Consider the following 12,646-nt stretch of genomic DNA (forward strand, 5'->3'; position numbering starts at 1 on the left):
GAGACCGCACGATGGATCGTCGCATCTGGTTTTGCCACATTCAGTGCTTTGAGCGGCGTGCGCGAAAGCGTGGCCCGGCGGGTCGGCGTTGAGATGGCATTGGAAGGAAGCGGGATGACAGGGGTTTCGAGGATCGCAGGCATGGTGCTGGCCGCGTCGCTGATGGCGACGGGAGCGGACGCGAGGGATCTGCGGGTGGCGCCGGGCGTGCCGGACGACCATCCGGCTCATTACATGTATGAGCGGTTCGCGGAGTACCTGGAGGAGGCGTCAGGCGGCACGATGGCGGCGGTCATCCTCGACCGCGATGAGGTCGCCATGCCGCAGATGATGGACGCGCTGCAGACCAATCTCATTGATATAGGATACTTTCCGCCGCTGCGGTTCCCGAAAGGGATGGAGAGCACCATCATGCCCGCGGACCTGGCGCTGATGGGGAAGAACCCGTATGCGATGGCGCTGGCGATGACGGAGTATGTTGTTACCTGCAGGCCATGCCAGAAGGAGTTTTCCAGGGCGGGGCTTGTGTATCTCGGGTCCGGGTCGTCGGGCGTCTATGGTCTCTTGACCACCACGCCGGTCGGGACGGCGCAGGACCTGGAGGGGCTGAAGCTGCGCGCGGAAACCGCGCCCCACGCCAGGTGGGCGGAGAACTTCGGTGCGGAGCCGGTGGAGCTTCCCGATGGCGCGGTGTTTCAGGCCATGTCGCGGGGCGTCATTGACGGGACGATCGCGCGGAGTGTGGATCTGGACCTCTACCGGTTTTTCGATGTTGTGGATCATGTGACGCTGCTGCCTTTGGGGCTGCTTTACGTGACGTCGAATTTCACGGTGGCGCGGCCCGCATGGGAGGCGCTGACCGAGGAGGAACGCGCGTTCCTGACCGGCGCGACGGCGCGGGCCAATTTTGACCTGACCGCCCGCTGGGCGGAGGAATTGCCGTTCGAGGTTGCGATGACCCTGGTGGAGAAGGGTGTGGAGGCGATTGAGCCTGATCCGACACTGCACGAGGCGTCAGAGGCGTTCATCCGAGCTGATACGGCGGCGCGTGTTGCGCAGGGCGGGGCGGCGGCCGAACGGTTCGTTGAGCTGGTCGAAAAATGGACGGGGATTGTATATGAGGCCCGTGGGAACCTCGACGCATTGACCGCAGCGGCCGAAGCGGAAATCTGGAGTAAGGTCGACTGGTCAACCTATGGTGGCTGACGGGTCCCGGCCCGTCGCAGTTCAGGTTTTGAGACCGGGCAGGGCTTTTCTCACCCATCCGCCGCGTCGAATCTGGCCCGCGCCAGTGGAACTTCCGCTGGCATTGGCGGGCTGTTTGGGCCACGAGAGCAGCATCTCGTGAATTTCCCGAACGATGTCGCCGCGTTTTCTGCGGGCTTCCTGGTCTTTCTGACCTTCCGGGTCGCTGAAATTATCAGGCAACATGGAAAGCACATCTCCCCTCTTTAAAGGTTTCAACGGAATGGTTTCCCAATGTTGCACTCACTACCGGGAAAAGCATGTCCATTTCACTGATACACTAGTCTACCATACAAAAGTGTATTGAGTTCGTCATATGTTTTCTGGGTTAACGTAGGGTCCAATGCGGTAATATTTTGGTGCGGATGGCCCGGCTGTGGCACTGAAAGCTCAGGGCGGAACCCGGAAGTCTCAATAATCGGGCGCAGCGTGGTTGATGGCGGCCTGATTGCTCACGGGACAGTGCGTTTTTTAGGCGGGCACTTCAGGTGATTCGCCTCCTGCTTTACGGAGAATGGTGCGTCGCCATGGCCAGCGCCGGCTGCGGATTGCAGTCGGCTGGCCCGCCTATCCGATCATGGTGTTGGGCAGGATAAGGGAGATTTGCGGGAAGGTGATCAGAACCGCGAGTGTCGCCAGCATCGCGATCCAGAACGGAATGACTCCGACAAAGATGTCCCCCAGCGGAACCTTCGGCGCAACGGATTTGACTATGAATACATTGAGACCGACAGGGGGCGAAATCAGGCCCATTTCCAGTGTCAGTACAACCAGAACGCCAAACCAGACCGGATCGATGCCAAGCTCGACAATCACCGGGAAGAAGATCGGCAACGTCAGGACCAGCATCGCGAAACCCTCAAGGAAGCAGCCGAGCACGAGGTAGATCGCCAGGATCATCACCAGGGTCCCCGTCGCGGACAGGTCGAGGGCGACGATCTGCTCCCCTATTGCGGAGGGGATGTGGCTTAGTGCGAGGAAGGGATTGATCATGTGTGCGGCGATCAAGATCAGCATGACGGTGGCGGTTGTGACCACGCTGTCGCGGGTGGATTTCCACAGGATGGCGAAGGTCAGCGTGCGGATCAGGACGCCGTAGAGGATCACCAGACCCGCGCCCACACCGGCGGCCTCCACCGGCGAGAAAAACCCGCCATATATGCCGCCGATGGTCATGAAGACGATCACGAGGACCGGCAGCGCGCCAAGCATCGCACGCCGTTTCTCGCGCAGCGTGGTCGCGGGACCGCGGGGCCCAAGGTCGGGGCGAATGGTGCAGATTATGGTGACGGTGATCAAAAATGCCAGGAGCAGCAGGAGGCCGGGCAGGACGCCGCCCAGGAACAGCCGCCCGATGCTCTGTTCGGTCAGGATGGCGTAGATGACAAAGCCGGTGGATGGCGGGATCAGGATGCCGAGCGTGCCCCCGGCGGCCACCACGCCGGTTGCCAGCCGCCGGTCGTAGTGGAACCGGTCCATTTCCGCGAGCGAGACCTTGCCCATCGTAAGTGCGGAGGCCACGGAGGATCCGGCCAGAGCCGCAAATCCGCCGCAGCCGATGACCGTGGCGGAGGCCAGCCCGCCGCGGACCTGGCCCACGATGGCATAGGCCGCGTCGTAGAGCCGCCGGCTCATGCCGGTGGCGCTGGCGACATTGCCCATGAGGATGAAGAGCGGCACCACGACCAGTTCGGGGGAGGAGGCGAGGGTGAAGGTCTCCGAGGCCATCAACCCCATGGCCGCGTTCCAGCCGTTCAGGGCCCAGATGCCGGCGAAGCCCACCGCGAACATGGCGAAGGCCACGGGGATGCGGATGAGCAGGAGGATGAAGAGTACGACAATTCCCAGCGTGCCGACCGCTCCGGCACTCAAGCCAGGCTCTCCGCGCCGGTGTCGTCATGGATGTTGCGGCCCGTGACAGTCAGCTCAACCGCCCGCAGGAGCATTCCCAAAGCCGTCAGCAGGGCAAAGCCGGAAAGCGCCCACTGGAACCAGGCTTTGGGCAGCTGGATGAGGTTGGTGGAGAGGTTGAGCATCTGCGACAGACGGGAGCTTTCCAGCACCGCCCAGGCAATGGCCAGGAAGGCCACGGCGCCGAGCAGGGCGGAGAGGATGTTGATGATGCGGTTCATGCGGTCGGACATTTTGCCCTGGAACAGATCCACCGCGATATGGCCCCCGCGCCGGTCGCAGGCGGCCATCCCGCCGAAGACGAGGATCACCATGGTCATGGTCACGTAATCCTGGGAGCCGTAAAGCGGAACGCCGAAGGCGCGGCCGATCACATCCACCAGGATGATGCCGACTTCGATCAGCAGGGCAATGGACCCCAGTATGGCGGACAGGCCAATCAGCCTGTCCGCGATGTTGCGAACCGCATTCATGTGGCTATTCGCCGCGCAACGCACTCAGGGTTGCGGCGCCGTCATGGGCCCCGACATAGGCGTTCACCACATCCGCGACCGCATCGGAAAAGGCCGCGATCTCCGTGTCGGTCAGCTCAATGATGACGTTATCGCCCGCATCCCGTGAAGCCTGTGTTGCCGCATCGGCGGTGGCGAGCCAGGCCTCCTCGGCGCTGCGGGAGAGGGGGATGCCGGAGGCCGCGTCGATGGCGGCCCGGTGGTCGTCGGACAGGGCGTTGTACACGTTCTCATTCAGCACGGTGTAGAACACCAGGCGTCCGAGAGGTGCGCCATAGGTGTAGCTGTTGGCGATCTCCTCAAGTTTGAAGTCGGTCAGCGTGGAGGAGCCGGTAAAAACGCCGTCGATCAGGCCGGTCTGAAGCGCGTTGTAGACCTGGCTGATCGGCATCTGAACCGGGGTTGCGCCGAGGGCCGTGGCAACATCCGCGGCGGTTGCGCCCGCGACGCGGATTTTCAGACCGGCGAGGTCTTCCGGTTTACGGATCTCGTGATCCTTCATGATCATAATGTTGGGCTCGGACGCCCACAGGGCCAGCGGCACGGTTCCGGGAAACTCGTCCGCGAGGTTGTCCTCATAGGCGTTCCACAGTGCCTCATAGCCGGGCGCGTCGACCGGAATGGCGCCGGGCAGTTCGGCAATCATGGTTTTGGGAAACTGCGACGAGGTGTATCCGGGCAGACCCCAGGCCATGTCGGTCACACCCTGCAGCACGCGGACATACTGTTCCGCCGGGCCCGCGCCGAGTTCCCCGCCGTGATAGCCGCGTACCGTCAACCCGCCATCGGTGGCCGCACTGACCTCCGCGTTGAGCTTTTCGATCACGGACGCGTTGATGGTGTGGAATGGCGGTGTGAAGTTGGCAAACTTGAGTTCGGCGGCGGACGTCATGGTCCCCAGCGCAGCGGCGGCAATCGCCGCCAGAAAGATCTTCCCCATTTTCTCACTCCCTGTCGTAGTACCCCCTGAAACAGGAGGGACATTAACCTTAAGGCGTCACATGCCAATGAACTTTTTTGATTAATGTTAACGACGAATTGGAGGAAAGCTGCGGACGTACCTGATCTGTTCTTGATTTGGGTCCGCGGGATGGGCGGGATTACTCTCGCATTTTCCGCCGTGGACTGGCATCATAAATGCCGGTCATATCAGTTAATATTACTAATATTTGAGCCCGATGGACGCCGCGCCGACCCCGTCAAGGGAGCCGGCGCGACGGGTTTTGATATCAGTTGTCGGCGCAGAAGCCGTGATCCTCGCCGTTGCAGACGTCGAGGCCGGTGAAGATCGGATCCTCAACCTCCTCGCCATTGATCAGCTGGATCATCACGTCCGGCGCGCGGTAGCCCATTTCGAAGGGACGCTGGCCGACCTGTGCATGGCTGCGGCCCTCGCGGAAGGCCTGGGTCTGTGGCGGCAGGGTGTCGCCCGCGATGATGATCAGCTCTTTGCTCTCGAGTTTGTCCATCACCTGGTCCGTCACCTGGGTGTAGGCCTGCGGCGCGAACTGGGCCCAGCCGCCGATCAGGATGAAGGCGTCGAGGTCCGGATTGGCGATGAAGGTGTCGGCCATCTGCTGGTTGGCGAGATCGGCCTGGTCATTGGTGAAGACCGGGCAGCCCTCAACCTCGGTCCAGCCGTTTTCGCCCGCCAGACGGTCGATGCCCTCGGCCGCACCAACGGTATCGCGGAAGCCCTGGGCGCGGGCGTTGATGTTGTCAGCCGCCACGTTACCGAGCTGCAGACAGACGGACCCGCCCTCGGGTTTCAGGGCCATGGCCTGTTCCGCCATGTAGACGCCCATCAGGTAGTTGTCCGTGCCGAGATAGGTGGCGCGCAGATCACGGTCGGCCTCAAGGAAATCCGCGTCAACCGTCATAACCGGCACATCCGGCGCGATGGAACGCACGCGATTGGCCATTGCGGGCGCGTTTGAGGGCGAAATGGCGATGGCGGCGACACCACGGGTCAGAAGGTCGTCAACGATCTGAACCTCGCCCGCCTCGTCCGCGGAGGAGGCCGGGCCGGTATAGATGCACTCGTATTCGCTGTCGGCGTTTTCCTCCATCCACTGCTGACAGCCGAGGTTGATCTGTTCGAAGAAGGGGTTGTCGAGGCCCTTGACCACGATGGCGAGGGTTTTCTTATCCTGCGCCAGACCCGCGCCGGCGGAGAGGGCAAGAGCCGCACCCGCGGCCATGAGTATAATTTTGCGTTTCAATTCAGTCGCTCCCTAGGTTTATTCTTTGGTTTGTTTCCGGCACCCGCTGATCCGGATGCCGGCTGTTGCGTGGGTCGCCTGTGCCGCGATTCTTGTTATCCACGCCCGCTCGATCTGATCCTCAAAAACGTCTCTGCTATCCCCTGGCCGGATGGCCCTGGGGCGCATGCGAGTGGTTGATGTGTCAGGTCCGGTGTTTGAAAGGCTCCTCCTGTTCGTGGGATGGCCGGTGCGCGATGTAATGGTGCTGCCGGATCATCCGCATTTTCTGACATCCGTCTGTGCGGGGTTCGGTGATGTGGCGGGTGGAAATGCGTTGCCGGGACGCAGCCGCGCCGGAACATTTTCGCCAGCTTTTCCGGTCGTTGCCGTTGAAAGCAGCACCATGATAGCCCCCGGTTGATGACTGAATAATATTTACTAATATTAATCCGTCAAGTATGTATGTGGTTACTGCTGAAGTATACATCCGCGACTTCGTTGAACCGGCCGCAAGCGCCGGAATACGCGGTCAGATGCGGCAAAAAAAATATTGGGAGGGAAGATGTCACGATTGAAACTGATCGGGCTGTCCAAGCATTTCGGCGCGATCCAGGCCCTGCAGGACGTGTCCCTGGAGGTCGCGCCCGGCGAGGTGCTCGGCCTCATGGGAGACAACGGCGCGGGGAAATCCACACTTGTCAAAATTGTTGCCGGGAACTTTCACCCCAGCGAAGGTGAAATCCGCATAGACGATAAGGTGGTGGAGTTTTCCAAACCGCTCGACGCGCAGCAGTCCGGGATCGAGGTCGTCTACCAGGACCTGGCCCTGTGTGACAATCTCTCGGCGGCCTCCAACGTTTTTCTGGGGCGCGAGCCCATGCGGAAATTCGGCCCGGTATCCGTGATCGACTATAAGGCCATGAGCGGGCGGGCGGCGGAGTTGTTTGCACAGCTGAAATCCGAAACACGCCCGCGCGACTTGGTGCGGCGCATGTCCGGTGGGCAGCGGCAGGCGGTGGCAATTGCGCGCACGCTGCTGTCGGAGGCGAAGATCGTCATGATGGACGAGCCGACCGCGGCCATTTCCGTACGCCAGGTGGCGGAGGTTCTCGACCTGATCCGCAGGCTTCGGGACCGTGGGATCAGCGTGATCCTGATCAGTCACAGGATGCCCGACGTGTTTTCCGTATGCGACCGGATTTCCGTGCTGCGTCGCGGCCATCTGGTGGCCAGCAAGGCCACGGCCGCCAGTTCGCCCGAGGAGGTCACCGGCCTCATCACCGGCGCCATCGAGACCGCGTAAGGGGGGACGGACATGACATCCATTGAACAGGTTATCGGACACAGCCAGCACAAATCGGTGCTGTCCCGCATTCTCAACATTCAGGCGTTCTGGGTCTTTGTCGCCGCGGTTCTTGCCTGCCTCGCGCTGACCTTCATGACGGATTCCTTCGCGACCGAGCGCAATCTCTTTAACGTCGCGCGGAACTTTGCCTTTGTGGCCATCATCGCGATTGGCATGACCGCCGTGATCGCGTCCGGGGGGATTGACCTTTCGGTCGGATCGACGGTTGTGCTCGCGGCGATGGTGATTTCGGTTCTGATGGAGGGGGGGAACTCGTTCCTTCTGTCGGCTATGGTGGCAATCCTGGCCGCGCTGCTGGTCGGGTTCGTGAACGGGATGCTGATTGCCTATGTGGGCATTCCGGCCTTCGTGGTGACTTTGGGCATGCTGTCGGCGGCGCGGTCACTGGCCATGGTGCTGTCGAATAACAAGATGATTTACGAGTTCGGGCCGGACCATGACCTTCTGCTGTGGATCGGCGGGGGATCGACATTTGGTCTGCCGCATCCTCTCTATGTGCTGCTGATCCTGACGCTGGTCATGAGCCTGGTGTTCCGCTGGGCGCGCTGGGGGCAGTATATTTTCGCCATCGGCGGCAATGAGCAGGCCGCGACCCTGACCGGTATTCCGGTGAAGCAGATCAAGGTGTCGATCTACATGTTTTCGGCCCTGACCGCGGGCATTGCCGGCATTCTGATGGCCGGATGGCTGGGCAGTGTGACCACGAACCTGGGCCAGGCGATGGAGCTGACCGTGATTGCCGCGGCGGTGATCGGCGGGGCCAACCTGGCCGGAGGCGAGGGCACGGCGGTGGGTGCACTGATCGGGGCGCTGCTCATCGAGGTGATCCGAAACTCGCTCATTCTGCTCGGCATTTCGGCCTTCTGGCAAGGGATGTTTATCGGCAGTTTCATCATCATCGCTGTCACGTTTGACCGGATCCGGCGCATGCGGGCGAGCGACTAGATGCTTGACGCCGTCACACCGCTGGGGCAGGGGGCCTGCCAATGAGGACCAGTACCCGCTGACCGGACAGCACAGGGAGCGTTAGACCAGTATGCCAGCCGACCGCCGAATGCGCCCGACGATGATGGATGTGGCATCACACGCGGGCGTCTCCCAGGCGACGGTCTCCCTGGTGCTGAACGGCAGTCCCGGCGCGAAACTGAGCGACGCGACGCGGCAGAGGGTGCGGGCGGCGGCGGATGAGCTTGGCTACCGCCTGCCGCGCCGGTCCAACCGCCCGGCGCCGGGCAACCCGTCGGTCATCGGGTTTGTGGCGGATGAGCTGTCGAGCGACCCGTGGATGGGCATGGCCTTCGACGGGGCGCGGCGCAAGGCGCTTGAGTTTGGCATGGGGATTTTCCTGGCCGTGTCGAACGGCGACAGCGACAATGAGGGTGCGATACTCGAACACCTGCAGAGCCTGCCTCTGCTCGGGCTGATCTACGGCACGGTTCTGACACGGCGGGTCAGTCCCAACCGGGGGTTTTACGACCACAACACGGTTTTGCTGAACTGCTATGACGTGCCGCGGCGGCTGCATTCGATCATTCCAGGCGATGTGCTGGGCGGGCGTCTGGCGACGCAGCGGCTGATCGATGCGGGGCACCGGCGGATCGGTTTCATCAACGGCCAGCAGGGGGTCGATGCGGCGCGGGACCGGCTGAAGGGCTATCGCCAGGCGCTGTCCTCCAATGACATCGCCTACGATCCGGCGCTGGTAAAATCGGGGAACTGGGAGACGTCGCGGGGCTATGACCTGACGCGGGAGCTCCTGTCCCTCGACCCGCGCCCGGACGCGATATTCTGCGGCAATGACCTGATGGCGGTGGGCTGCATCGATGCGCTGCACGAGGCGCGGCTGAGCATTCCGGAGGATGTTGCCGTGATCGGTTTCGACGACCGTGAATGCGCCAAACACACGCATCCCCCCCTGACCACGCTCCTGTTGCCCCATTACGGGATGGGCGAGATTGCGGCGGAAAACCTCATCGAGATGGCGGGCGGCCACAACACCTCGCCGGTCCAGCTCAAGATCGAATGCCCGCTGGTGGAGCGGGGGTCAGTCTGACGCCTGTGGCGCCGGGTCGTCCGGGTCGAAATCGAAACGGTCCGGGAGGGACAGGCCGTGGGACAGGTGATGTTCCACCGCCATTACGGAAACCCCGTCGCGGTAAAGCCAGGGGTCGCGCGTGCGTTTCTGCCAGTCCTCCAGTGCTGCGCGACAGTCGTGCAACAGACCCTCATGCGCGGGATCATCCGCGAGATTGTTGACCTCGCCGGGGTCCGCGTCGAGATCGTACAGCTCTTCCGGCGGGCGGCGGAGGTAATCCCTGATCGGACGGTCCCCGATCATGACCGGGTCCTGGCGGCGAATGCCCTGCCACGAGAGCGAGCCGTAGAGATCGCCGGAGAACGGGAAATCCAGCTGCCAGGCGACGTTTCGGTGGTATTTGTACCGCGCCGTGCGCATGAACCGCGTGGGCCAGTAGTTTGTGACCTCGTGGAAGGTGTGGGAGCCGAAGACCCGGTCCCAGCCGGGCTGCTCCGTGGTTTTCTCAAGGATCGGAAGCAGGGAGCGGCCTTGGCGTTTGTCGGGATTGGGCGTGGCGCCCGCGACGTCGAGAAAGGTCGGCAGGATGTCGGTGAAGGACACCAGGTTGGGGTTGGCAATTCCCGCCTTCTGGCCTGGTTTGCGCATGATAAGGGGCAGGTGGACGCCCGCATCGAACAGGGTGGTTTTTGAGTTCAGGAAGGGCGCGCCGTTGTCGGAGAGAAAGACGACGAGCGTGTCATCGGCCAGACCCAGTTCCGACAGCGCTTCCAGGATCATGCCGATGCCACGGTCGAGACGATGGACGGAACGGTAGTATTCGGCCAACTCGGTGCGGACCTCGCCAATGTCGGGCAGGAATGGCGGCACATGAACCGCATCCGGCGACACGACCGGGTCGAGGTCTCCGAATTCTTCGTTGCCAAAGCCGCCGCGGGTTCCGTCCCGGTGCGGGTCGATGAAGCCCACGGTCAGGAAGAACGGCTGGGCTTCCTCCTTTCGTTTGGAGAGATAGTCGCGGGTCCGGTCGGCCACCCATTGAACGTCGCGGGTGCGGCTCTCCTCGCGGTGTTGCCAGGGGTAGACCTCGCGCGGTCCGACATGGACCTTGCCGATGATTCCGGTGTGGTATCCGGCGTTGTTCAGCAGCGCCGGAGCGGTTGGCACGTCCTCGAAGGTCATGAAATGGTGGTAGCCATGATGCAGGCCGTACTGGCCCGTCTCGTGCGTGTGCAGACCCGTATAGATGACCGAACGGCTGGCCGAGCAGGAGGCGGTGGAGGTGAAGGCCATGTCGAAGCGCGTGCCCTCTGCGGCCAGTGCGTCGATATGCGGCGTTTTAATGCAGGGGTCGCCGTAGCATCCCGCCATGCGGCCCAGATCGTCCGCGATCATCAGCAGAATGTTCATGCGGCACCCCTCTGCGGCGGCAGCGATACAGGCCCGTTGCCACGTGGAAATTCACGGATGACGGCGCTGGCCACGTTGCACCCCGCGTGCAGGGCTTGGGGCGCGCTGTAGCCGGCCTGAAGGGCGGCGAGGTATCCGGCGTTGAAGGCGTCACCGGCTCCGATGGTGTCGAAAATTCCGGCGGCGGGGCTGTCGGCGCTGTGGCGCTGGCCCGCGTACAGGCTGATCGCGCCGTCGGGGCCGCATTTGACGATCAGCGTGGTGGAAGGGTCGAGGCGCGTCTCCGCCGTAGCAAGGGCGTCCCCAAGCCCTGACTGTCCGGTCAGGCCCAGCAGTTCCTTGTCGTTGAGCAGGACCAGGTCGCTGAGCCCCACCCAGTCCCAGGCGCGGTCACGGTTGGCCGCGGTCCAGCCACCGTCGGGCCAGCCGGGGTCTATCGCGGTTTTTGCCCCCCGGACGTGCAGATGGGCCAGAAGTTCTGAGGATTTATCCCGGACGAGGGGCAGGGCGAAACTGCCCGACAGCAGGGCCCACGCGCCATTGAGGGGCCAGTCCGTTAGGCCCGAGTGGATCTCGGCTTCACCGAATGCATCGAGATGCCCAGGTGTTGAAAAGAAGCTGCGCTCGGCCCCGCCATGCAGCAGGCCGAAGGTCACCGAACTGGCTCCGGCCGTATCGGCAATCCGGTCGAACGGGCCGTTGAAAGCGCCGCGGATCATGTCTCCGATCATGTCCGAACCGGCGGAAGCAATCAGCCCGGACACCGCGCCGAGGCGCTGGAGAACTAGGCCGGTATTCGCCGCCGACCCGCCGATCCGGCTGTCGGAGCGGTCGAGAAACGTCTCGGTTCCCTGCTCCGGCCAGTGGTCGAGCATCCCGCCGACGAGATCAAGATTGGCGTTCCCTATCACCGCAATCGGCGCGGGGTTCGGTCTGGCGGTCATTGCATGAATTTCCGCGACAGCGGCGTACCGTCCGCATAGAACAGATGAACGGACCGGGGATCCGGGGTCAGATGGACCGTTTCGCCCTGCTCAATGTCGGCGCGGCCTTCGATGCGGACATTGACCATGCCCACGCCCTCGGTTTTCACGTGCACGAACGTGTCGCTGCCCAGCCGTTCGGTCAGCACGACCCGGCCGGTCCACAGGCCCTCATCCCGTGAAAAGCGGATGTGTTCGGGTCGGATGCCGTAGGTTGCGGCCCCCTCGTTTTCGGCGACGGGTCCGGTCAGGAGGTTCATTTTTGGACTGCCGATGAAACCGGCGACAAACTGGCTGGCCGGGTTCTCGTAAAGGTCCATCGGCGTTCCGACCTGTTCAATCACGCCACCGTTCAGAACCACAATGCGGTCGGCGAGCGTCATGGCCTCAACCTGATCGTGGGTCACATAGATCATCGTCGTCCCGGTCAGGCGTTCATGCAGGGAAGCGATCTCAAGCCGTGTGTCGACCCGAAGCGCCGCATCGAGGTTGGACAGGGGCTCGTCGAAGAGAAATACCCTCGGGTCGCGGGTGATGGCGCGGCCAATGGCCACGCGCTGACGCTGGCCGCCGGAGAGCTGTTTCGGTTTGCGGTCCAGAAGCGGTTCGATCTGGAGCATGGTCGCGGCCTTTTTGACACGCTCGCGGATCTCCGGTTTCGACAGTTTGGCCTGCTCCAGGCCGAAGGCCATGTTCTCAAACACGCTCATGTGCGGATAGAGGGCGTAACTCTGAAACACCATGGATATGCCGCGTTTGGCCGGCAGGACATCATTCATCGGCTCCCCGCCAATAAGAAGTTCGCCCCCGGTGATGTCCTCAAGACCGGCAATCATGCGCAGCAGCGTGGATTTGCCGCAGCCGGATGGGCCGACGAAGACCACGAACTCGCCCTCGTCCAAAGCGAGATTGATGTCGCGCAGCACCTCGACATCGCCATAGGATTTCGAAACGTTGACCAGTTCGACCTTTGCCATGAC

Annotated in this window: 12 protein-coding genes; 4 read left to right on the plus strand and 8 right to left on the minus strand. The window is 62.6% G+C overall.

Annotated elements, in window-relative coordinates; translation table 11 throughout:
• Positions 1-114: 114 nt before the first annotated feature.
• Positions 115-1,206 (plus strand): TRAP transporter substrate-binding protein DctP, encoded by a 1,092-nt coding sequence (dctP, locus tag ACP15P_RS18445; RefSeq protein WP_424929950.1) that lies wholly within the window; start codon positions 115-117, stop codon positions 1,204-1,206.
• 21 nt (positions 1,207-1,227) lie between these two features.
• Here dctP and ACP15P_RS18450 read toward each other — a convergent pair whose 3' ends face one another.
• The 5 genes from ACP15P_RS18450 to ACP15P_RS18470 all read right to left on the minus strand — a co-directional run bounded on the left by ACP15P_RS18450 (position 1,228) and on the right by ACP15P_RS18470 (position 5,890).
• Positions 1,228-1,431 (minus strand): hypothetical protein, encoded by a 204-nt coding sequence (locus tag ACP15P_RS18450; RefSeq protein WP_424929951.1) that lies wholly within the window; start codon positions 1,429-1,431, stop codon positions 1,228-1,230.
• A gap of 381 nt (positions 1,432-1,812) precedes the next feature.
• Positions 1,813-3,117, minus strand: coding sequence for a TRAP transporter large permease (locus ACP15P_RS18455; protein ID WP_424929952.1), 1,305 nt, complete (start codon positions 3,115-3,117; stop codon positions 1,813-1,815).
• Positions 3,114-3,629, minus strand: a complete 516-nt coding sequence (locus tag ACP15P_RS18460; protein ID WP_424929953.1) for a TRAP transporter small permease — start codon at positions 3,627-3,629, stop codon at positions 3,114-3,116. The genes ACP15P_RS18455 and ACP15P_RS18460 overlap by 4 nt, the downstream gene beginning before the upstream one ends.
• A 4-nt stretch (positions 3,630-3,633) precedes the next feature.
• Positions 3,634-4,608: a TRAP transporter substrate-binding protein gene (locus ACP15P_RS18465; RefSeq protein ID WP_424929954.1), complete on the minus strand. Its 975-nt coding sequence runs from the start codon at positions 4,606-4,608 to the stop codon at positions 3,634-3,636.
• Between the two features lie 289 nt (positions 4,609-4,897).
• A complete protein-coding gene (locus ACP15P_RS18470) occupies positions 4,898-5,890 on the minus strand; it encodes a substrate-binding domain-containing protein (protein WP_424929955.1) in 993 nt (330 codons plus the stop codon).
• A gap of 544 nt (positions 5,891-6,434) precedes the next feature.
• Between ACP15P_RS18470 and ACP15P_RS18475 the strand changes: the two genes are divergently transcribed.
• From ACP15P_RS18475 to ACP15P_RS18485, 3 genes are all read left to right on the plus strand, one after another.
• Positions 6,435-7,175: an ATP-binding cassette domain-containing protein gene (locus ACP15P_RS18475; RefSeq protein ID WP_424929956.1), complete on the plus strand. Its 741-nt coding sequence runs from the start codon at positions 6,435-6,437 to the stop codon at positions 7,173-7,175.
• 12 nt (positions 7,176-7,187) lie between these two features.
• Positions 7,188-8,183, plus strand: a complete 996-nt coding sequence (locus ACP15P_RS18480; RefSeq protein ID WP_424929957.1) for an ABC transporter permease — start codon at positions 7,188-7,190, stop codon at positions 8,181-8,183.
• 91 nt (positions 8,184-8,274) lie between these two features.
• Positions 8,275-9,291: a LacI family DNA-binding transcriptional regulator gene (locus ACP15P_RS18485; RefSeq protein WP_424929958.1), complete on the plus strand. Its 1,017-nt coding sequence runs from the start codon at positions 8,275-8,277 to the stop codon at positions 9,289-9,291.
• On the opposite strand, the gene ACP15P_RS18490 is transcribed toward ACP15P_RS18485, so the two are convergent.
• Genes ACP15P_RS18490 through ACP15P_RS18500 form a run of 3 tightly spaced genes read right to left on the minus strand, consistent with a single transcriptional unit; the run spans position 9,283 to position 12,643 of the window.
• On the minus strand, positions 9,283-10,683 hold the full coding sequence (locus tag ACP15P_RS18490) for a sulfatase family protein (protein WP_424929959.1): 1,401 nt from the start codon (positions 10,681-10,683) through the stop codon (positions 9,283-9,285). The genes ACP15P_RS18485 and ACP15P_RS18490 overlap by 9 nt on opposite strands.
• Complete coding sequence (locus ACP15P_RS18495) at positions 10,680-11,627, minus strand: carbohydrate kinase family protein (protein ID WP_424929960.1); 948 nt, start codon at positions 11,625-11,627, stop codon at positions 10,680-10,682. Before ACP15P_RS18495 ends, ACP15P_RS18490 begins: the two co-directional genes overlap by 4 nt.
• The gene (locus tag ACP15P_RS18500; protein ID WP_424929961.1) at positions 11,624-12,643 is read right to left on the minus strand and encodes an ABC transporter ATP-binding protein; all 1,020 of its coding nucleotides are present in this window, start codon (positions 12,641-12,643) and stop codon (positions 11,624-11,626) included. Before ACP15P_RS18500 ends, ACP15P_RS18495 begins: the two co-directional genes overlap by 4 nt.
• Between the last annotated feature and the right edge of the window lie 3 nt (positions 12,644-12,646).

This window comes from Amaricoccus tamworthensis (assembly GCF_049800875.1).
Lineage (GTDB): Bacteria > Pseudomonadota > Alphaproteobacteria > Rhodobacterales > Rhodobacteraceae > Amaricoccus > Amaricoccus tamworthensis.